The following is a 22,134-nucleotide window of genomic DNA, read 5'->3' on the forward strand; positions in this document are numbered from 1 at the left end:
GTCTTTCTCCCCATGCATGCGCAATCGACTTTCCTGATCTCACCCGCGATCGGCACGCGCCGTGAACTCGTCAGCTTTCATTTCGGCCCCCGAGAGGCGGAGGGTACGCGACAAAAGATCTATATCCAGGCGGCCCTGCACGCCGATGAAACGCCTGCAATGCTGGTTGGCGTGATGCTCAGGCGTCGTCTCGAGGAGATGGAGGCTGCCGGCGAGCTCGACGCGCAGATAGTCGTCGTGCCGGTGGCGAACCCGGTGGGACTGAACCAGCACGTGCTCGGCCAGTTCATCGGTCGATACGATCTCGCCAGCGGTCGGAATTTCAACCGCAACTTCCCGGCATTCGACAAGCTGGCAGACCAACTTGACGGCAGACTCGGCGCGGATGCGAAGCAAAACGTCGCCATCGTGCGAACCTGGATGCGCGAAGCGCTCGCGCGACACGATCCACGTACCGAGTTTGAATCGCTGCAGCATGCGCTGCTGTCGTTGTCATTGGACGCCGACGTCGTGATCGATCTGCACTGTTCGCTCGAAGCGACGCTGCATCTGTATACAAGCGATGCGGCATGGCCGCAGTTCGAGCCGCTCGCCCGCTACCTGGGGGCGCGGGCTTCGTTGATCGCGACGGAGTCGGGCGGCCAGTCCTTTGACGAGGCGCACAGCCTCCCCTGGTGGAGGCTGCAAAAGCGGGCTGGATGCGCGGCCTCGCTACTGCCGGGAACGATCGCCGCAACGATCGAATGCCGCGGGCAGCGTGACGTGACCTACGAAACCGCCGCGCGCGACGCGGAAGCGATCATCGAATTCTTGCGGTCGCGGGGGGCATTGAGAGGCAACGCAAGGCCGCTTCCTCCGCTCGTGCACGAACCCACCCCGCTGGCCGGCAGCGAAGAATTCCATGCACCCGCGAGCGGCATTCTGATCCACCACGCGGCACCGGGCGACCACATTCGCGCCGGCGCGCCGCTCTTCGACATTGTCGATCCACTGACGAACAAGACGATTACGGTGCGCAGCAATACTTCCGGAATCTTCTACATGCGCCGCGGGATTCGATTCGTAACGGCGGGCGTGCCACTCGGGCGCGTGACCGGCACGCGCGCTTTCCGCACCGGCATGCTGCTCAATGCCTGACCCAGGGCGTCGTTCCATACTGCGGTTGCTCAAGCATTCCGACTCCCGCCCGGCCAAGCGCGGGCGGTGTCGATTGCCCTGGCGGCGGGCGTCGATTGTCTGAGGATATCGCCCGATAGGCAACAACGAAACCGTTTCCGCAGTTCGTCGGAATGGGCGAACACCGTCGAAGCGCACAAGCGTGCATGCGCGATCAGGATGGTCAGGAGCACCGGCGGTTCGACCGCAAGCCGGTTCGGCGCGACCGTGCGCGCGCCCGATGCGAATCAGGTGAGGGCGCGCGTCGGCGTCATGCACCGGTTCCGACATGCCGAGCCATTCGTCAAGCAATCCTGATCTGAATTCGCGCACGACAAGGCACGCGGGAGCTGAGGGGCCGGATGCCATGGCTCAAGGGCCAAGCGAGCAGACCCGTTTCGGACGACACGACGCGGTCCCGCCACCTGATCATGGTTTTCTATGATTGCGTCTTTCGTCCATCTAGTTAATATATTAATTATTAGATGGACGAACCGGCCCGGAGACTGGCTGGCCACATTATTCGTAAGAATCACAGGAGGTTGTTGCACAATGCGAACCCCGTCGACGCTCGAGCCCGTCAAACCCGCCGTCGGAGCGATCCACGCCGAGAACGACCAGTCCCTGGAGGTATTCGAACAGCACGTCGTCAGAAAGGTGTCGAGGCGACTGATCGGCTTCGTGTTCATTCTGTTCGCGTTCTCCTTCCTTGATCGAATCAACATCGGCTTCGCCGGCTTGACGATGGCAGCGGACCTCAAGCTGACGGGCACCATGTTCGGGATGGCGGGGGCCGTGTTTTATGTGACATACGTGATGTTCGGCATACCGAGCAATCTGGCGCTCGGCAAGATCGGAGCACGGCGCTGGATTGCCACGATCATGGTTGCGTGGGGACTCGCGTCCGCCTGCACTGCGTTCGCGCACGACGCGTCAAGCCTGTATCTGCTGCGCGCGCTGGTCGGGATGTGTGAAGCCGGCTTTCTCCCCGGGATGCTGGTCTACCTGACGTATTGGTTTCCGCGCGCCTACCGAGCCCGAGCGAACGCATTGTTCATGATCGCGATGCCGGTGACGACCGCCCTTGGCGCCGCGGCCTCCGGCTATCTGTTGCGTCTGGACGGTGTACTGGGCCTGGCCGGCTGGCATTGGCTGTTCGTCGTCGAAGGATTGCCGGCCTCGCTGCTCGGCGTCGCCGTCTGGTTTTATCTGGACGACAAACCGGCAGGTGCGCGCTGGTTGACGGAAAAGGAAAAGCGCACGCTGCAGGCTCTCTTGAGCGCGGAAGCGTCGCCTGTTGCGGCGGACGGCGGCGCTGCGCAATCGCGGGAATCAGGCGGGGTGATGCAACTCGCGACGCTCAAATTCGCCGTCGCCTACTTCTGCCTGGTCAATTCTCTGAGCCTCGTTTCGATGTGGGTGCCCCAGATCGTCAAGAGCTTCGATGTCTCGAACAGTAACCTCAAGGTCGGGCTGCTGAGCGCGCTCCCGCAAATCTGTACGATTGTCGGCATGTTGGCTTGGGGCGCACACTCGGATCGTCGCCAGGAACGACGATGGCATCTTGTGTTGCCCATGCTTTTCGCCGCTGCAGGCTGGACGCTCGCAGTTGTCGGTGAAGTCCCCCAGATGAGGTTGACCGGCATCGCGATGGCTTCCACGGGGGCCTACACGGCAATGGCCATTTTCTGGACCATGCCCGACACCGTGCTTTCGCAACATGCCAAGGCGATCGGCATCGCGGTGATCAACGCAACCGGCAACATCGGTTCGGCGTTGAGTCCGCTGATCGTCGGAATGTTGAAGGACGTCACGCATAGCTTCGCGGCCGGGCTGCTTTATGCGGTGGCCACGCTTCTGATTGGAAGCGTGATCGCATTGTCGTTGCCAGTCATCAAAATTGCCAAGGGGGGCACTTGAGATTTGTGTCGGCGTGCGGCTAACGGGAACAACCGATTTCCGATTCGCACGACACGGTTCAAGGCAACGACGAGGCAATGGATATTGGTTACGCTCGAGTATCAACGGATGAGCAGCATCTGGATTTGCAACTGGCCGCGCTTGAAGGCTATCGATGCGACGCGATCTATTCCGACCAAGGCGTGTCGGGCGCGAGCATCGACCGCCCCGGGTTATCGTCCGCCATGACGGCGCTCACGCGCGGCGGTACATTGGTCGTATGGCGACTGGACCGGCTCAGTCGGTCGATTCGCCATCTCATCGACGTCATTGCATGGCTCAATGACAACGGCGTCCGGCTCGTTTCGCTCACGGAATGCATCGATACGCAATCGCCGACCGGGCGCTTCACGTTTCATATGATCGCGGCGCTCGCGGAGTTCGAGCGCTCGCTGATCAGTGAGCGAACCCGTGCGGGTCTGCAAGGCGCCCGTCTGCGCGGCAGCAGGCTGGGACGGCCCCCGGCGCTGGATGCGACGCAATGCGCTCGCGCACAGGAGTTGTTGCGGACACAATCCGAAGCGGAGGTCGCCAAAATGTTCGACATTCATATTCGGACGCTGAGGCGTCATTTGACCCGATACGCGCAGCGGCACCAATAACGAGAAGTCGCCTCGGCCCGCGATACAGCCGGGATTGACAGGGCTGCGCGATGTGACTTCGTGATCGCAATGAGATCACTCCAATGGAGTTTCGCGCGCTTGCTCCACCATCAGCAACCGCTTCAGGGTGCGCGGGTGCACCTTGAAATACCGCGCGACCTCGGCGACCGGTTGACGTTTCACCATATCCAGCGCCTGCTTTCTCTGCGTTTCGTCGAGCGCCGGCTTGCGTCCGAGCGGGCGGCCTCGCGCGCGCGCGGCGGCCAGGCCGGCGCGCGTGCGCTCGCTGATCAAGCTTCGTTCGAACTGGGCCAGCGCGGCCATCATATGAAAAATCAATACGCCGCCTGACGAGTTGGTGTTGATGGACTCCATGACAGAAACAAATTGAATGCCGCGTTTCTCGAGATGCGTCACCAGGTCAATCAACTTGCTCAACGAGCGGCCTAATCGGTCGAGACGCCACACGATCAACGTGTCACCCGTTTTCGCCTGCTTCAACGCGGCATCCAGCCCCGGGCGCGAAAATTCGCTTCCGGAAATACCGTGGTCCGTAAATATTCGATCGCAACCGGTTCGTTTGAGTGCGTCCAGTTGCAACTCGAGACTCTGCTCGTCCGTGGAAACACGCGCATATCCGATGTTCACGATCGCCTCCGCGTCTCGCACGGGAAGTGGGACGGATATCGATAAAACTCGGTTATGTCTTCAAGAAGCGGAGAGGCGGGATCCCTTTTTTGCGGGTCATCACCGTGTCGCTGGTTAAGCGTGATCATATTTTGCCTCGACTAAATGTCTGCATCGTCAATCTGTGGCGTGACGATGCGCAGTTATCGGGAATCTCCTTTTGAGTGATTCCGTCGTGTGAATCAAATTTCCCGTGCCGCGAATCCTTTGTATTTCCAAATCATGCGAAACATCTATTTCCGGATGTTTTGATTGGCGAAGATCGAAAATTCCAGTTGATCGCCCTCGAGCAGCCGGGAAGCTGTCAAGCCAGCGATTGGAAATCGCTTTCGTCCTACAAAATGGATGCGTGCTGCGCGTTGGGTAGACGCTCGTTGCGCTGTTGTTGCATTGTAAAGAATGGTCAAAAGTGGAAAATGCGGCTCGATTGTACTGGACAAAAACGTTCGTTTTTGTCGGGCAAATCTGCACTCCACTAAGCCCTTGTCGCAAAAGGAAATGTCGCTCAAGAGCCCGCTTGAGATCGAATTTTATAGAAATGAACGATTTTGTTCAGGCCCTTAATGCGCGGGGCGACTAGTGGCGAGAAGGGAGGTTTCCGTGTCAACGGGATAGCCGGCGTAGACCGATCATTGCAGGCCACATTGTCCTGGCGGTGCGATGAAGGGAAAAGGGATCTTGTGGGAGTCATATGTGGTGACACCGCGGCTCACCTGCAACAAACGGACATGACGAGCTTCGCTTGCCGACGGGTGTCGTCAGATTGAATTGAGTGATGACGATAACTGAACGCGATGTGATAGCGATGGCAATGAATCCGAGAGCTGAAATTCGATGGCTCCGAGAGGATTTTATTGGGGCGAGTATGTTGAAATTGATGCATGCAGAGTGAGGCGAAATGAGGAGCCCGATGAAGTGCCTCTCGATCCAGGATTATAAGTCTGATACCGATGATTCGTCCGATCGATTGTTGGCCTTGTTTCCCGAGATAACCAATTCCACGCGTGTGAATGATGTCGATATCGACGCTAGAGCCATCGAATCAATTGCTTGTCAATTGATCGATCAGCATATTGGTAAGAGCTTGAAGGATGCTGCGCGGCTTGCTTATCGAATCGGCATGACGTCCGGCATCCGAGGAGAGACCCAATTCGCCGCGAGCTTTGACGATTAGGTTTGTGCTCGCGATGTGCTTCCGATTATCGAGAGGATTCGGCTGGCCGGATTCAGTCACGGGAGATTCATCTGGCAGTGTGCCAGCGACAATCCTGTATTGAGGCGTGAATTGGATGAACGATCGGCGATCAAGAATAAAAATAGTCCGTCGCGGGCTTGGAAGTCGCCGGAAAAATACGCTTAAAGATAACCGTCGTGGCAGCTGTAATTCGCACTGCCACAAAATAAGGCCGATACGAGCAGCGCAGTAATACGCGTGAGACGTGACGCGCGCCGATGAGGTAGATCAGATGAACAAGTCATACCGAACCATTTGGAATGAGGCGCTTGGCGCGTGGGTTGCGGCTTCGGAACTGGATTCGGCGCGGGGCAAGCCGAACAAGTCGGCGGTTGCTGCGGTTGCTGCGGCGATGCTTGTGGTTTCGCCTTATGTGTCGGCGCAGTATTCGGCGGGTGCGGGGACTACGCCCGGGAACCAGGCTGGTTCGATATCAATCGGTGGCAATGGATCGAGTCCGCCGGTTGCAAGTACGCAATTGAGCATCGCGATCGGCAATGCTGCAGTCGCTAATGGTGGAAATGCGGCGACTGCAATCGGGAATCAGGCTACAGCCACCGGGGGGAACGCGACTGCCATTGGCGGTGGGGCGCAAGCGTTGAATCTCCAAGCAACTGCGTTGGGGGCGCAGTCAATAGCAAGTGGTGTTGCAGCAATAGCAGTTGGCAACCAGACGACAGCATCTGGGGTCCACGCAATGGCATTGGGATACGTGACGACTGCATCGGGCCAAAGCAGTGTTGCCCTCGGTGATACGGCTTCCGCGCTTGCAACGAACGGCGTCGCGTTGGGCGCGAGTGCGAAAGCGAACAACGCGAACGATGTCGCACTGGGTTCCGGCGCGGTGACGGCTGCCGCCAATCCGACAGCGACGGGTACTGTCGGCGGCGTGACGTACAGCTTTGCGGGGACAACACCGTCGAGCGTGGTGAGTGTTGGTGCGGCAGGTGCGGAGCGCCAGATTACGAATGTCGCTGCCGGCCGTGTAACAGCAGCTAGCACGGATGCGATCAACGGCTCGCAGTTGTTCGCGACGAACACCGCGATCAACAGCCTGTCGACTTCCACGTCCACTGGCATCAGCACGGCGCAAAGCGGCGTGAACTCGCTGTCGACCGGGCTTTCTACGACCAACAGCACCGTCACGTCGCTGTCGACGTCCGCGTCCACCGGCATCAGCACGGCGCAAAGCGGCGTGAACTCGCTGTCGACCGGGCTTTCGACGACCAACAGCACCGTCACGTCGCTGTCGACGTCCGCGTCGACCGGCATCAGCACGGCGCAAAGCGGCGTGAACTCGCTGTCGACCGGGCTTTCGACGACGAACAGCACCGTCACGTCGCTGTCGACATCCACGTCCACTGGCATCAGCACGGCACAAAGCGGCGTGAACTCGCTGTCGACCGGGCTTTCGACGACCAACAGCACCGTCACGTCGCTGTCGACGTCCGCGTCGACCGGCATCAGCACGGCGCAGAGCGGTGTGAACTCGTTGTCGACCGGACTCTCGACGACGAACAGCACCGTCACGTCGCTGTCGACGTCCACGTCCACCGGCATCAGCACGGCGCAAAGCGGTGTGAACTCGCTGTCGACCGGGCTTTCGACGACGAACAGCACCGTCACGTCGCTGTCGACGTCCGCGTCCACCGGCATCAGCACGGCGCAAAGCGGCGTGAACTCGCTGTCGACCGGGCTTTCGACGACGAACAGCACCGTCGCGTCGCTGTCGACGTCCGCGTCGACCGGCATCAGCACGGCGCAAAGCGGTGTCATTTCGTTGTCGACGGGGCTGTCGAGCACCAACAGCACGGTGGCGTCGCTGTCCACGTCGGCCTCGACCGGCATCGGCTCGTTGTCAACCGGCCTTAGCACAACCAACAGCAGCGTCGCTTCTCTGTCGACCTCCACGTCGACGGGCTTGTCGTCGGCGAACAGCTCGATCGCATCGTTGTCGACGTCCGCTTCGACCGGCATCAGCACGGCGCAGAGTGGAGTCAATTCGTTGTCTACGGGGTTGAGCACGACGAATAGCACGGTGGCGTCGTTGTCGACGTCTACGTCGACCGGCATCAGCACGGCGCAGAGTGGAGTCAATTCGTTGTCCACGGGGCTGAGCACGACGAATAGCACGGTGGCGTCACTGTCGACGTCCACGTCGACCGGCATCAGCACGGCGCAGAGTGGAGTCAATTCGCTGTCCACGGGGTTGAGCACGACGAATAGCACGGTCGCCTCGCTGTCCACGTCGACGTCGACCGGTATCAGCTCGCTGTCGACCGGCTTGAGCACGGTTGTCTCCACCACCAACAACCTCGGCAACAGCACCGCTGCTGCACTTGGTGGCGGCGCGACCTACAATTCGGCCACCGGCTCCGTCTCCGCGCCGTCGTACACGATGTACAACGCGAACGGTACGACGAGCACCGTCAACAACGTCGGTGCCGCGATCGACAGCATCAACAGCCAGGGCATCAAGTACTTCCATGCGAACTCGACTGCACCGGACAGCCAGGCGCTCGGCGCCAACTCGGTCGCGATCGGTCCGAATGCCGTTGCGAACAACGCCGGCGACGTCGCCCTCGGCTCCGGTTCAGTCACCGCTGCAGCCAACCCGACTTCAAGTGCGACCATTGGCGGCGCGACTTATTCGTTTGCCGGCACGACGCCGGGCAGCGTCGTCAGCATAGGCGCACCGGGCGCCGAGCGGCAGATCACCAATGTGGCAGCAGGTCGTGTAACGGCAAGCAGCACGGATGCGATCAACGGCTCGCAGCTCTATGCGGCCAACACGGCGATCAATACGTTGTCGACGTCGGCCTCGACGGGCTTGTCGTCGGCGAACAGTTCGATTGCGTCGCTGTCGACGTCCGCTTCGACGGGTATCAGCACGGCCACCAGCTCGATCGTTTCGCTGTCCACGTCGACCTCGACCGGCATCAGCTCGCTGTCGACGGGCCTGAGCACGACCAACAGCACGGTGACGTCGTTGTCGACCTCGGCTTCGACCGGCATCAGCACGGCGCAAAGTGGCGTCAATTCGCTGTCCACCGGGCTGTCGACCACCAGCAGCACGGTTACTTCGCTGTCGACGTCGGCTTCGACCGGTATTTCCTCGGCCAATAGCGCGATCGCATCCTTGTCCACGTCGACCTCGACCGGTATCGGCTCGCTTTCGACCGCGCTGAACGCATCGAAAACACACTACTACAGCGTGAACGACAACGGCACGCAGCAGGGCAACTACAACAACGACGGCGCGACCGGCATCAACGCACTGGCCGCGGGCACGAACGCGACTGCGGCAGGCGCAAGCAGCGTAGCGGTCGGCGACGGCGCGAATGCGAACTCGGGCGGCGCGGTCGCGATCGGCCAGAGCGCGATGGCGACGGGCGGCAAGGCGGTATCGATCGGGGTCGGCAACACGGCGTCGGGCGACGGCGCGGTTGCGATCGGCGATCCGAACGTGGCAACCGGCACGGGCGCAGTGGCGATGGGGGCGAACAACACCTCGAACGGCCAGGGCGCGGTCGCGCTGGGCAACGCCAACGTCGCGACGGGGACGGGCTCGGTCGCGCTCGGCAACACATCGACGGCAGCGGGCGCGGGTTCGATCGCACTGGGCTCGAGCGCCGTGGCCAACAACGCGAACGACGTGGCGCTGGGCTCGGGCTCGGTAACGGCGGCGGCGAACCCGACGGCGTCGGGCACGGTCGGTGGCGTGGCGTACAACTACGCGGGCACCAACCCGACGAGCGTCGTGAGTGTGGGCGCGCCCGGTGCCGAACGCCAGATCGCGAACGTTGCAGCGGGCCAGGTGACGGCGACGAGCACCGACGCGATCAACGGCTCGCAACTGTTCGCGACGAACGCTGCGATCAACAGCCTGTCGACGTCCACGTCGACGGGGTTGAGCACAGCCAACAGCACAGTGACGTCGTTGTCGACGTCCGCTTCGACAGGAATTTCGTCGGCCAACAGTTCGATCACGTCGCTGTCGACCTCGACGTCGACCGGCATCGGTTCGCTGTCGACGGGGTTGAGCACGACCAACAGCACGGTGACGTCGCTGTCGACGTCGGCTTCGACAGGAATTTCGTCGGCCAACAGTTCGATCACGTCGCTGTCGACCTCGACATCGACCGGCATCGGTTCGTTGTCGACGGGGTTGAGCACGACCAACAGCACGGTGACGTCGCTGTCAACGTCGGCTTCGACGGGAATTTCGTCGGCCAACAGTTCGATCGCGTCGCTGTCGACCTCGACGTCGACCGGCATCGGTTCGTTGTCGACGGGGTTGAGCACGACCAACAGCACGGTGACGTCGCTGTCGACGTCGGCTTCGACGGGAATTTCGTCGGCCAACAGTTCGATCGCGTCGCTGTCGACCTCGACGTCGACCGGCATCGGTTCGTTGTCGACGGGGTTGAGCACGACCAACAGCACGGTGACGTCGCTGTCGACGTCGGCTTCGACGGGAATTTCGTCGGCCAACAGTTCGATCGCGTCGCTGTCGACCTCGACGTCGACCGGCATCGGTTCGCTGTCGACGGGGTTGAGCACGGCCAACAGCACGGTGACGTCGTTGTCGACATCAGCGTCGACGGGGATCAGCACGGCGCAAAGTGGTGTCGACTCGCTGTCCACGGGGCTGTCGACCACCAACAGCACGGTCACGTCACTGTCGACCTCCGCTTCGACCGGCATCTCGTCGGCCAATAGCGCGATCGCATCGCTGTCCACGTCGGCCTCGACCGGCATCGGCTCGCTGTCGACGGGCTTGAGCACCGCTGTCTCCACCACCAACAACCTCGGCAGCGGCACCGCTGCGGCGCTTGGCGGTGGTGCGACCTACAATCCGGCGACCGGCACGATTTCCGCGCCGTCGTACACCACGTACAACGCGAACGGCACGACGAGTACCGTCAACAATGTGGGCGCCGCGATCGACAGTATCAACAGCCAGGGCATCAAGTACTTCCACGCGAACTCGACTGCGCCGGACAGCAAGGCTCTCGGCACCGATTCGGTCGCCATCGGCCCGAACGCCGCTGCGAACAATGCCGGCGACGTCGCACTCGGCAGCGGCTCCGTCACGGCGGCGGCGAACCCGACGGCGAGCGCGACCATCGGCGGCACAAGCTACTCGTTCGCTGGTGCGACGCCGAGCAGCGTCGTCAGCGTCGGCGCAGCCGGCGCCGAGCGTCAGGTGACCAACGTTGCAGCGGGCCAGGTGACGGCGACGAGTACGGACGCGATCAACGGCTCGCAGCTGTTCGCAACGAACACGGCAATCAACAGTCTGTCGACATCCACGTCGACGGGGTTGAGCACGGCGACCAGCTCGATTGCATCGCTGTCCACGTCGGCTTCGACCGGCATCAGCTCGCTGTCGACGGGCCTGAGCACGACTGACAGCACGGTGGCTTCGCTGTCGACGTCCACGTCGACGGGGTTGAGCACGGCAACCAGCTCGATTGCATCGCTGTCCACGTCGGCTTCGACCGGCATCGGCTCGCTGTCGACGGGCCTGAGCACGACTGATAGCACGGTGGCTTCGCTGTCGACGTCCACGTCGACAGGGTTGAGCACGGCGACCAGCTCGATTGCATCGCTGTCCACGTCGGCTTCGACCGGCATCGGCTCGTTGTCGACGGGCCTGAGCACGACTGACAGCACGGTGGCTTCGCTGTCGACGTCCACGTCGACAGGGTTGAGCACGGCCACCAGCTCGATTGCATCGCTGTCCACGTCGGCATCGACCGGCATCGGCTCGTTGTCGACGGGGTTGAGCACGACTGACAGCACGGTGGCTTCGCTGTCGACGTCCACGTCGACAGGGTTGAGCACGGCGACCAGCTCGATTGCATCGCTGTCCACGTCGGCTTCGACCGGCATCGGCTCGTTGTCGACGGGGTTGAGCACGACTGACAGCACGGTGGCTTCGCTGTCGACGTCCACGTCGACGGGGTTGAGCACGGCGACCAGCTCGATCGCGTCGCTCTCAACCTCGACCTCGACGGCGATCAACGCAGCAAAGACGCACTACTACAGCGTGAACGACAACGGCACGCAACAGGGCAACTACAACAACGACGGCGCGACCGGCATCAACGCACTGGCCGCGGGCACGAACGCGACTGCGGCGGGTGCGAGCAGCGTGGCGGTCGGCGACGGCGCGAACTCGGGCGCGAGCGGTTCGGTCGCGATCGGCAAGGGCGCGATGGCGACGAACGCGAACGACGTGGCATTGGGCTCGAGCTCGGTGACGGCGGTGGCCAATCCGACGGCGTCGGGCACGGTCGGTGGCGTGACGTACAACTACGCGGGCACCAATCCGACGGGCGTCGTGAGCATCGGCACGCCAGGCGCGGAACGCCAGATCACGAATGTCGCAGCAGGCCAGGTGACGGCGACGAGCACGGACGCGATCAACGGCTCGCAGCTGTTCGCGACGAACACGGCGATCAACAGCCTGTCGACGTCCACGTCGACGGGTTTGAGCGCGGCCACCAGCTCGATCGCATCGCTGTCCACGTCGGCTTCGACCGGTATCAGCTCGTTGTCCACGGGCCTGAGCACAACCGACAGCACGGTCGCCTCGCTGTCGACGTCGACCTCGACCGGCATCGGCTCGCTGTCCACCGGCCTGAGCACGACCAATAGCAGCGTCGCCTCGCTGTCGACGTCGACCTCGACCGGCTTCAGCTCGCTTTCGACAGCGCTGAACGCATCGAAGACGCACTACTACAGCGTGAACGACAACGGCACGCAGCAGGGCAACTACAACAACGACGGCGCGACCGGCATCAACGCACTGGCCGCAGGCACGAACGCAACGGCGGCAGGCGCGAGCAGCGTGGCGGTCGGCGACGGCGCGAATGCGAACTCGGGCGGCGCGGTCGCGATCGGCCAGAGCGCGATGGCGACGGGCGGCAAGGCGGTATCGATCGGGGTCGGCAACACGGCGTCGGGCGACGGCGCGGTCGCGATCGGCGATCCGAACGTGGCAACCGGCACGGGCGCAGTGGCGATGGGGGCGAACAACACGTCGAACGGCCAGGGCGCGGTCGCGCTGGGCAACGCCAACGTCGCGACGGGGACGGGTTCCGTCGCGCTCGGCAATACATCGACGGCAGCGGGCGCGGGTTCGATCGCACTGGGCTCGAGCGCCGTGGCCAACAACGCGAACGACGTGGCGCTGGGCTCGGGCTCGGTGACGGCGGCAGCGAACCCGACCGCCAGCGCGACGATCAATGGCACGACGCATGTGCTTGCCGGCGCAAGTCCGACGAGCGTCGTCAGCGTGGGCGCACCGGGCGCGGAGCGCCAAATTACCAACGTGGCGGCAGGCAGGGCCTCGGCGACGAGCACCGATGCAGTCAACGGGTCGCAGTTGTACGCGACCAATCAGGCGGTCGACAGCCTTGGCAATACCGTCAACAACATCGTCAACGGCGGCGGCATCAAGTACTTCCACGCGAATTCGACGCTGCCGGACAGCCAGGCGCTCGGCGCCGATTCGGTGGCGATCGGCCCGAATGCGGTGGCGAACAACGCGGGCGACGTTGCGCTGGGTTCGGGTTCGACGACGGCGGCGGCGAACCCGACGGCAAGTGCGACGATCGGCGGCGCGAGCTACACGTTCGCCGGTGCGACACCGGTCAGCGTCGTCAGCGTGGGCGCACCGGGCGCGGAACGCCAGATCACCAACGTGGCAGCCGGCCGGGTAACGGCGAGCAGCACGGACGCGGTCAACGGCTCGCAGCTGTACACGACGATCCAGGCGATCAACAGCCTGTCGACGTCGACGATGTCGAATATCGCGTCGCTGTCGACGAGCCAGGGAACCAGCACCACGCTGATCACGTCGCTGTCGACGAGCATCAGTCGCCTGTCCACTGCATCGACGGGTAGCACCGCCCATTACGTCAGCGTGAACGACGCCGGCTCGCAGCAAGGGAATTTCGACAACACGGGCGCAACCGGAACGAATGCGGTCGCAATCGGCGCAAACGCGATCGCATCGCAAGCCAACTCCGTGGCACTGGGCAACGGCGCCAGCGCGAACAGCGATGGCGGGACCGTGATCGGTGCCAAGGCACTGGTGTCGGGCAGCAACGCCACGGCGATCGGCCAGGGTGCAGCGGCGATGGCGCCGGGGGCGGTGGCGCTGGGCGCGAACTCGATGGCGACCGAGGCAAACACGGTATCGGTCGGTGCGCCCGGCAGCGAGCGTCGGATCACGAATGTCGCGGCAGGCGTCAACCCGACGGACGCGGTGAACGTGTCGCAGCTGGGCGCCGTGCAGTCCAGCGTCAACGATGTGGCTCGCAAGGCGTATGCAGGCGTTGCGGCCGCCACCGCGCTGACGATGATTCCGGAGGTGGACGCGGGCAAGACGATTGCCGTCGGGATTGGCAGCGCGAGTTATCAAGGCTACAGCGCCGTTGCGATCGGGTTCACCGCGCGCCTCACGGACAACCTGAAGCTGAAAGGTGGAGTCGGCGGCGGCAGTGCGGGTTACACGTACGGCGTGGGTGTCGGCTACCAGTGGTAAGCGAGCGACGGGACGCATCGGGACGCCATGCGCGTCGCGGTGTGCTTCCCAGGCATGGGCGAACGTGAAACAACAAGAGTGAGGGACGTCATGTCTACTGGAAAATCCGTAATTCTGTTCGGTCTGGCGTTGCTCGCCGGATGCACGAGCGCATCGGGGCCGACTTATTCGAATTACATGCTTACGTTACCCAATGGTGAGGCGGCCTATCGCGTGACTTGCCATGGTCTCCTCGAAGGGCCGGGCGCTTGTCGGAAACAGGCGGACGAGATCTGCAAAGGGCAGCCGGTCAGGATGCTGTCCGCCGAATCTCGCCTGGGCGTCACGACCGACGGAAAGCCCGATGACCGGAGCATCACGTTCCAATGCGGCGCTGAGGCGCAGGCTTCGCCGGCCGAGCCTGTCGTTACGCCATCCACATCATCGTTGCCGAAAATCGTGTCGCTGAGTGCCGATGCGAACTTCGATACGGCGAAGGACACGCTGAAGCCTGCCGCACGGGCGCGGCTGGATGACCTGATCAATCAGGTTCGCGGTGCGCGGATCGGCACGGTGACCGTCAACGGCTATACCGACTCGCTCGGATCCGACGCGTACAACCAGGATCTTTCCGAGCGTCGCGCACGCGCCGTCGCGACGTATCTCCAGGCGCGCGGGCTCAAGGCGGAACGCTTCGTGAGTCACGGATACGGCAAGGAAAATCCGGTCGATTCGAATGCGACCGAAGCCGGGCGCGGGAAGAATCGTCGGGTAGAAGTGCTGATGGATATCGGCAGGTCGTAGCAGGTTGCCGGAAAGGCATCGGTTTATCGCAGGGAGCGACTTGGTGGCCTCGCGTCAGGTTCCTTGATGAGCAGCTGTGCCGTGGTGGTTGGGGCGTCACGGGATGCCCCCTTTTTATCGAAGCAGTAGTCCAGCCATGTTCATTTCGAATTCGCGTGCACGACGCCCTTTGGCGAAATCATGGTATGCCGCATGCCTGAAGGTGGCATGCGGCATTGGTGCGCTGACGGGAGTTTCCATGCAGGTGGCCATCGCCCAATCCGGTTCGATGGTGCCGTCGACGACGCCAGATCTCCCCCAAACGGTACTCGCACAGGCGGCACGCGCCGTGGGTGCGCGACGCTGCCTGGCAGCGGTTTCTCAGATATCCGATCGCATGTTCGCGCAAACGAAGCATACGGATGTCGCGCTGGACTGGGATCGCGGCAATCCGGATGGAGAGCCGATGTTCTCGCTATCCGGGCTCGAATACCCGGACGCGTCCGCGGTGTTGTCGCTGACAACGGCGCCATCGCCGGCGGGCGGCTGCACGATCATGGTCGAGCGGATTTCCAGCGCGCCGACGCCGTGCAAGGCGGTCGCGCGTTCGACCTTGGCCGGTTACAGCGGTACGCAGCTGGTCAAGGCCGTGACCGTCTACGTGAATCCGGCCCGGCCGCGCGAAACCGTGACGCTCGTCGACTCGCCACCGAGCTGCCTGATCATCCGCAGGCAGGTCGGATTCAACTGGGGCATGGCGCGGTAGAGCGGGTGGTGCAGGTAAGACAGCGCCGGGCGGCGTGAGCCTCGGCAGACGCGTATCGACGAGAAACGGCCATGAATACGTATCGCGAATTATTGAATCAACTCGAAAAGCTGAAGATGGAAATCGAGGTCGCCCGTGAGCAGGAGGCGCGCCTGATCGCGGAACGCGTCGTCGAGCTGCTCGCGGAGAGCGGTGTCATTCGCGGCTCCCTCGCGCAGCAAGGTCGGAATCGGCGCGTTCGCGTGTCGGTCAAGCCGAAGTATTGGGATCCGAAAACGGGCGCCACGTGGTCCGGGAGAGGGCGCACGCCGCATTGGCTGGTGGGCAAGGATCCCGAGCAATTCCGGATCGATCATGTCGACGACGCGCTGCGCCGGAACGACGAATCGCAATGAATCGCGGCCACTGGCCCGATTGCAACGGCCGGGCGTTGGCGGACTTTGTAACAGCGGAGGCGGGATGCACAGCGACCCATGTCACGCCGACGGCGTGAGCACGCAGCAGCGTACGGATGCCGGTCTCCACGACGATCTGCGCATCGCGCTGCTGCGTCATGAGTTTTTCGTCGTGTACCAGCCGGTTGTCGACGTCGCGTCGAACCGGGTGGTGTCGCACGAGGCGCTGATCCGCTGGCGGCACCCCGTGAGAGGGCTGGTGACGCCCGGGGCATTTATCGAAACGGCGGAGCGGACGGGGCTCGTTCTCCGCATCACGGAAGTCGTGCTGGAGCAGGTGTGTCGCACGCTCAAGATCGGGAGCGGACCGTGCCACCGCCTTCCCATATCCGTCAACCTTTCAGCGGTTTGCCTGACGGCAGGCGGGGTGCCCGATGCGATTCGCTCCGTCCTTCGGCGTTTCGATGTTCCGCCGGAGCGGCTGATTCTTGAAATGACGGAAACGGCCACGCTGGAGCACGCCGATCACGTGATGGCCCAGCTCGATGCGTTGCGTGCGATGAACGTCGGGATCGTCATGGACGACTTCGGCACGGGATATGCGTCGCTGGTCAACTTGTGGCGATATCCGCTCAGCGGAGTGAAGATCGATCGCTCGCTGCTGGAGGATATCCCGCATGACGCGCGACCTTGCCTGATCGTCGCGAGCATGATCGAGATGGCGCGCAAGCTCGGTCTGTCGGTCGTCGTCGAAGGCGTCGAGAACGATCGTCAACTGGACTGGATCCGGCAATTTCCGGATGTGCTCGCACAGGGCTACTTGTTCGGCATGCCTTCGGCCGAGATCAGGTGCGACGGACGCCATTCCGGAACGTGACGGGCCGGCAGCCCCGAATGGAAAGCGGCCGACCCGGCGCCGGCTGGCGAGTCCTTCCCGCGTGGCCGCGCGCTTACCACCCGAACTTCAGCTCGACGCCCAGGTACTCGCTGTTGTGGCCGCCCGCCGCGCGGATCGTGTCGCCGACCGCATAGTAGACGCCTTCGACGGCCCCCGTCAGGTGGCTGTTGAAGGTATAGTCGGCGCGCACCTGCGCATATGCCCCCGTCCAGCGCGTGCCGCGCCCGGCGGTGCCGGCGACCGGGGTGGCGGGCTGCGTGTAGACCGCGTCGTCCGTCGTCGCGCGCCACTGGAATGCGAGCGCGCCGAGCAGCGTGAGCTTCGGCAGCGGCTTGACCGTGATCGACGGCTTCACGTGAATCAGGTTCGAATAGCCGGTGAAACCCGCGAGCGTGAAGTAGTAGCCGTTCGGAAACAGCGGATTGAACGTGCCGAGCGTGCCGTCGCCCGGATGCCGGTCGCCGGACGCCGCGTCGATCTGCAATCCGACGCGCGGCGACCATGCGGCCTTGGCGAACGTGTAGCCGACGCGCGAACCCGCCGCCCACGCGCGCACGCGCTCGGGGCCGACGCTGCCCGTCTGCCCCATTGCTTCGAGATCCCAATCGATGCCGCTGGCCGCGCCCGCGAAGCGCGCATCGAACACGTTGCGGCGTTCGTTGCCGCGTGCGCCGATATAGCGTGCGTTGTCGCGCTCGTACAGCGAGTAGTACGCGGAGAGCTCGTTCTTTCCCAACACCTGGCGTTCGATCCGGATCGTATGAAACCGCATGCCCGGGTTCGACGTATCGTCGAACGCCTTGACGTCGCGATACTGCACCGGCTGGCTGACGAAGCCGATCACGCGCCACGGGCCGCTCACCCAGTTCGCCCACACCGCATCGAACGATTGCCGCACGTTCGGGCCATCGCGCGACGACACGAAGCGCTGCAGGTCGAACAGGAAATCCTGCCGCCCGACGCGGACCTTCAACGTGCCCGCATCGAACGGCTGCACGAACGACACGAACGCGAGCCGCAGGTCGAGCGGATTCTTGTCGACGGGCGTCACGGTGTTCTTGCCGAACGCGCGCGCATCCTCGAACTCGGTGTACAGCTCGACGTGCCGGTTCAGGTGCACGTCGACGTTGAAGCGAAAACGCTGGATCAGGTACGAATCGCCGGCCGTCTTCCCGACGCCGAAATTGCCCGCGTCGGACGATTCGAACCGCTCGCGCAGCACCGCGCCCAGCGACACGTAGCTGTACGGATCGGTGGCCGACAGCCGGATGTACTTCAGGCTGTCGAGCGGCTCGGTGCGCAAGGCCGGGTTCGCGAGCGCATACCAGCGTTCCTGCCAGCGGTTCGTCATGATCGCCGGGCGCTGCGCCGGCAGGTCGTCCGGCACGATCGGCGCGTCGGTTTCCTGCGCGGCGGCGGCCATCGGCCACAGCGGCAACAGCGCGACGAGCGATGCGCAGAGCCGCGCGGCGGTGCGCGTCACGGCTGCGCCGTCTGGTGGATCTCGGCGACGTAGCCGCCGGGGAATTGCACCATCGCGGCGTCGCGTCCATCGGCCGAATACGGCGGCACGAGCACGGTCACGCCCGCGGCCTTCGCCTTGTCGAGCGTCTCCGCCAGGTTCGCGACTTCGTAGCCGGTGGTGTCGCGGCCGTACGGATAGGGCAGGCGGCCGTCCGTCACGAGCACGACCATCTTGCCGAACGGCGATTCGATCCGCACCCGGCGATAGTGGTCGTCGGGCCGGCCGATCTCGACGCCGGGCGCCTGCGCGACATCGGACACCACCTTGCCGTGCGAGAAGCGCGCGAAGCCGCGGATCAACGCGTTCGCGACGTCGCTGGGCACGTAGACGCGGTTCTCCGGCACGCGTTCGAACGGCGCGTAGTTGGGCTTCGTCGTGTGGACGTAGAGCTGCATGTTGACGCCGCCCGGCCACTGGATCACCGCGTCGCGGCCGATGGGATCCGGGAACGTCTCGACCAGCACGCTCGCGCCGGCTGCCCGCGCATCGCGGATCGCGCGGTCGATGTCGCTCACGAGGTAGCCGGTGCGTTCCGCGCCGAACGGATAGGGCACGGGCGTCTTGAAGCCGAACAGCGACACCGTGCCGACCGGCGTCTGCAGCAGTTGCGACGTGGTCGAGCTGGGCGTCGGCGTGACCGTCGCGACGACCTGCGGCGTGCTCTTGCCGCCGAAGGTCGCGAGGAAGCTCGCGACGAAGCGGTCGACGTCCTCGGGCGCGACGTACACGTGGGTCGTATCGAATTGCGGCGCGACGGCGACGGTCGGCGCGGGGCGGGCCGGCTGCGCGGCGTGCGCGACGCCCGCCGTGCCGATCGACACGGCGAGGCCGAGTGCGGCGGAAAGCACGAGCGTCTTGAGTTTCATCGAAGTTTGTTTCATTACCTGGTTCGACATGGTGTTGGCATTAGAGGATGAACCGGCTATCGGGAGCCGGTGTCGGGGGGAGTGGGCACGCTGCGCTCATGCAGGTCGTGCAGCGCAACCAGCGCGAATGCGCATGCGAGCCCGACGTGTTCGAGAAACGCGGCAGTGAGCCCGAAGCGGGCATCCGGCGGCGCGTGCCAGAACGCGTTCGCGACGCTCGCGGCGAACAGCGTGAAGCCCGCGAGCACGCCGGCGCCGAGCCAGCGCAGCACGCCGGTGAGTATCAGCAGCGGTGCGACCAGCTCGACCGCGATCACCAGCGCCGCGACCGGCGCGGCCGGCTCGACGCCGAAGTGCCGCATCTCGGCGATGGCCGCGCCGAAATCGCCGGCCTTGTGCAGGCCGCCCTGCAGGTAGGCGGAGCACAGGCCGAGCAGGCCCAGCCAGCGGACGAACCGGCTCTGCACCAGCGGCCGCAGCAGCGCGGCCGCGTGCGCGTCGATCCGGCGGACGATGCCGTTCATCAGACGGCCCAGCATGCGCAGCCGAGCGCACCCCAGAACGATTTCAGGTCGGAGGCCGGCACCTCGCTCGACCACGCGCGCGCATGCGCATGGCCGTGCACGCCGCACGCGCTCGCGCAGCCGCACATCTGCGCGGCCGCGCGGTGCAGCGGCTGGCCGTCGCCGCCTGCCGCGCCCCAGCCGGCATAGCCGCCGAATGCGCGCACGGGCGACCAGTCGGGCATCGCGGGCGGCGGCGGCGCGTCGCGGCCGGCGAACGGGCCTGCCGCATAGACGACCTTGCCGCCCACCACCGTCAGCAGCGACGTCGTGTCGGCGATGTCGGCCTCGGCGCATGCGAAGAAATCGCGGTCGGGCACGATCAGGTCGGCGAGCTGGCCGACTTCGATCCGGCCTTTCTTGCCTTCCTCGTTCGAGAACCACGTGACGTTCTCGGTCCACATCCGCAGCGCCGTTTCGCGGTCGAGGCAATTCGCCTGCGGATACAGGCGCAGGCCGCCGACGGTTCGCCCGGTCACGAGCCACGACAGCGACACCCACGGGTTGTAGCTCGCGACGCGCGTCGCGTCGGTGCCCGCGGACACCTTCAGCCCCTTCGACAGCATCTTCGCGACGGGCGGGGTCGCCTCGCCGGCCTTCGCGCCGTAGCGCTCGACGAAATACTCGCCCTGGTACGCCATCCGGTGCTGCACGGCGACGCCGCCGCCGAGCGCCGCGATGCGATCCATCGAACGCTCGGAGATCGTCTCCGCGTGATCGAAGAACCAGTTGAGGCCCGCGAGCGGCGTCTCGCGATTCACCTTCTCGAACACGTCGAGCGCGCGGCTGATCGTCTCGTCGTAGGTCGCGTGCATGCGCCACGGCCAGCGGTTCTGCGCGAGGATCCGCACGACGTCCTCGAGATCGGATTCCATCTCCGGCGCCATGTCCGGGCGCGGCTGGCGGAAATCCTCGAAGTCCGCCGCGGAGAACACCAGCATCTCGCCCGCGCCGTTGTGGCGGAAATAGTCGTCGCCCTGCTTGTAGCGCGACGTCCTGGTCCAGTTCAGGAAATCGTCCTTCTCCTGCTGCGGCTTCTGCGTGAACAGGTTGTAGGCGAGGCGGATCGTCAGCTGCTTCGCGTCGGCGAGCTGCTGGATGACTTGGTAGTCCTCCGGATAATTCTGGAAGCCGCCGCCCGCGTCGATCGCGCCGGTCACGCCGAGGCGGTTCAGCTCGCGCATGAAGTGGCGCGTCGAGTTCACCTGGTATTCGAGCGGCAGCTTCGGGCCTTTCGCGAGCGTCGAATACAGGATCGCGGCGTTCGGTTTCGCGAGCAGCAGGCCGCTCGGGTTGCCGTGCGCGTCCCGCACGATTTCGCCGCCCGGCGGCTCGGGCGTGTCCTTCGTGTAGCCCACCACGCGCAGCGCGGCGGCGTTGAGCATCGCGCGGTCGTACAGGTGCAGGATGAACACCGGCGTATCGGGCGCGACCGCGTTCAGTTCTTCGATCGTCGGCAGCCGCTTCTCGACGAACTGGTGCTCGGTGAAGCCGCCGACCACGCGCACCCATTGCGGCGCCGGCGTGATCGCCACCTGGTGCTTGAGCATGTCCATCGCGGTCGCGAGCGAGCGCACGCCGTCCCAGCGCAGCTCCATGTTGAAGTTCAGCCCGCCGCGGATGATGTGCAGGTGATTGTCGATCAGGCCCGGCAGCGCCGAGCGGCCGCCGAGATCGACGACTTCCGTGTGGCCGGCCGCGAGGGCCATCACTTCGCTGTCGTCGCCGACGGCCGAGAAGACGCCGTCGGTGATCGCGACCGCGCTCGCGGTCGGGCGCGACGGGTTCAGGGTCGTGAAGCGCCCGTTGCGCAGGATGATGTCGGGCGATTTCGGGCTGGACGTGGTCATGTACGGTTCTCCGTGGATTGGCTGGCGACCTGGGTGGCGGCATTCGCGTCGCGCCCCGGCAATGCGCCGAACATATGCTGATTGCACTTCGATTCGCGCCATGCCGTGTGGAACGCGGTGCCCGACAGCATCTGCTTGGCAACCGGCACGACCTGCTCGCCGGCGAGGATGCCGAGCAGGCCGACCAGCGCGACGAGCGGCGGCGCGGGCGAGCGGACGTGCAGCAGGCTGTAGATCACGCCGACCAGCAGGCCGGCGAGCAACGACAGGACATAGATCTTCATGGGTGGATCCTCGGGCGGTGCGTGGACG

16 protein-coding genes are annotated in these 22,134 nt (G+C 64.2%); 10 read left to right on the plus strand and 6 right to left on the minus strand.

Annotation, left to right across the window (positions count from 1 at the left end; translation table 11 throughout):
- Window positions 1-12: 12 nt before the first annotated feature.
- The 4 genes from ABFO07_RS32075 to ABFO07_RS32090 all read left to right on the plus strand — a co-directional run bounded on the left by ABFO07_RS32075 (window position 13) and on the right by ABFO07_RS32090 (window position 3,716).
- Window positions 13-1,137, plus strand: a complete 1,125-nt coding sequence (locus tag ABFO07_RS32075; RefSeq protein ID WP_060014748.1) for a succinylglutamate desuccinylase/aspartoacylase family protein — start codon at window positions 13-15, stop codon at window positions 1,135-1,137.
- Window positions 1,138-1,203: 66 nt separating this feature from the next.
- Entirely contained in the window at window positions 1,204-1,473 is a 270-nt protein-coding gene (locus tag ABFO07_RS32080) for a hypothetical protein (protein WP_155631245.1), read from the plus strand.
- Window positions 1,474-1,707: 234 nt separating this feature from the next.
- Window positions 1,708-3,075 carry an MFS transporter gene (locus tag ABFO07_RS32085; protein ID WP_347469909.1) on the plus strand — a complete coding sequence of 456 codons (1,368 nt, stop codon included), beginning with the start codon at window positions 1,708-1,710 and terminating at the stop codon, window positions 3,073-3,075.
- 77 nt (window positions 3,076-3,152) lie between these two features.
- Window positions 3,153-3,716, plus strand: a complete 564-nt coding sequence (locus ABFO07_RS32090; RefSeq protein WP_059564861.1) for a recombinase family protein — start codon at window positions 3,153-3,155, stop codon at window positions 3,714-3,716.
- Between the two features lie 75 nt (window positions 3,717-3,791).
- Here the strand turns inward: ABFO07_RS32090 and ABFO07_RS32095 are convergent, their stop codons facing one another.
- On the minus strand, window positions 3,792-4,364 hold the full coding sequence (locus tag ABFO07_RS32095) for a recombinase family protein (RefSeq protein WP_059564965.1): 573 nt from the start codon (window positions 4,362-4,364) through the stop codon (window positions 3,792-3,794).
- 949 nt (window positions 4,365-5,313) lie between these two features.
- On the opposite strand from ABFO07_RS32095, the gene ABFO07_RS32100 reads away from it, so the two are divergent.
- The 6 genes from ABFO07_RS32100 (at window position 5,314) to ABFO07_RS32125 (ending at window position 16,997) form a co-directional block, all read left to right on the plus strand.
- Complete coding sequence (locus ABFO07_RS32100; protein WP_347469910.1) at window positions 5,314-5,577, plus strand: hypothetical protein; 264 nt, start codon at window positions 5,314-5,316, stop codon at window positions 5,575-5,577.
- A 292-nt stretch (window positions 5,578-5,869) separates the two neighbouring features.
- A complete protein-coding gene (locus ABFO07_RS32105) occupies window positions 5,870-14,197 on the plus strand; it encodes an ESPR-type extended signal peptide-containing protein (RefSeq protein WP_347469912.1) in 8,328 nt (2,775 codons plus the stop codon).
- Window positions 14,198-14,287: 90 nt separating this feature from the next.
- Entirely contained in the window at window positions 14,288-14,980 is a 693-nt protein-coding gene (locus tag ABFO07_RS32110) for an OmpA family protein (RefSeq protein ID WP_347469913.1), read from the plus strand.
- Window positions 14,981-15,218: 238 nt separating this feature from the next.
- Window positions 15,219-15,725, plus strand: coding sequence for a hypothetical protein (locus ABFO07_RS32115; RefSeq protein ID WP_063899416.1), 507 nt, complete (start codon window positions 15,219-15,221; stop codon window positions 15,723-15,725).
- A 71-nt stretch (window positions 15,726-15,796) separates the two neighbouring features.
- Complete coding sequence (locus ABFO07_RS32120) at window positions 15,797-16,120, plus strand: H-NS family nucleoid-associated regulatory protein (RefSeq protein WP_059566807.1); 324 nt, start codon at window positions 15,797-15,799, stop codon at window positions 16,118-16,120.
- A 64-nt stretch (window positions 16,121-16,184) separates the two neighbouring features.
- Complete coding sequence (locus tag ABFO07_RS32125) at window positions 16,185-16,997, plus strand: EAL domain-containing protein (RefSeq protein WP_347469914.1); 813 nt, start codon at window positions 16,185-16,187, stop codon at window positions 16,995-16,997.
- A 73-nt stretch (window positions 16,998-17,070) separates the two neighbouring features.
- Here the strand turns inward: ABFO07_RS32125 and ABFO07_RS32130 are convergent, their stop codons facing one another.
- Genes ABFO07_RS32130 through ABFO07_RS32150 form a run of 5 tightly spaced genes read right to left on the minus strand, consistent with a single transcriptional unit; the run spans window position 17,071 to window position 22,106 of the window.
- Window positions 17,071-18,441, minus strand: coding sequence for an alginate export family protein (locus tag ABFO07_RS32130; protein ID WP_124490657.1), 1,371 nt, complete (start codon window positions 18,439-18,441; stop codon window positions 17,071-17,073).
- Window positions 18,442-18,497: 56 nt separating this feature from the next.
- Window positions 18,498-19,424: a VOC family protein gene (locus ABFO07_RS32135; protein ID WP_059880673.1), complete on the minus strand. Its 927-nt coding sequence runs from the start codon at window positions 19,422-19,424 to the stop codon at window positions 18,498-18,500.
- Between the two features lie 41 nt (window positions 19,425-19,465).
- Window positions 19,466-19,933, minus strand: coding sequence for a DoxX family protein (locus tag ABFO07_RS32140; protein ID WP_230944751.1), 468 nt, complete (start codon window positions 19,931-19,933; stop codon window positions 19,466-19,468).
- Window positions 19,933-21,822, minus strand: a complete 1,890-nt coding sequence (locus ABFO07_RS32145; protein ID WP_059880671.1) for an amidohydrolase — start codon at window positions 21,820-21,822, stop codon at window positions 19,933-19,935. The genes ABFO07_RS32140 and ABFO07_RS32145 overlap by 1 nt, the downstream gene beginning before the upstream one ends.
- Window positions 21,819-22,106, minus strand: coding sequence for a XapX domain-containing protein (locus tag ABFO07_RS32150; RefSeq protein WP_059806321.1), 288 nt, complete (start codon window positions 22,104-22,106; stop codon window positions 21,819-21,821). The genes ABFO07_RS32145 and ABFO07_RS32150 overlap by 4 nt, the downstream gene beginning before the upstream one ends.
- Between the last annotated feature and the right edge of the window lie 28 nt (window positions 22,107-22,134).

This window comes from Burkholderia stagnalis (assembly GCF_039848545.1).
GTDB classification, from domain to species: Bacteria; Pseudomonadota; Gammaproteobacteria; order Burkholderiales; family Burkholderiaceae; genus Burkholderia; species Burkholderia stagnalis.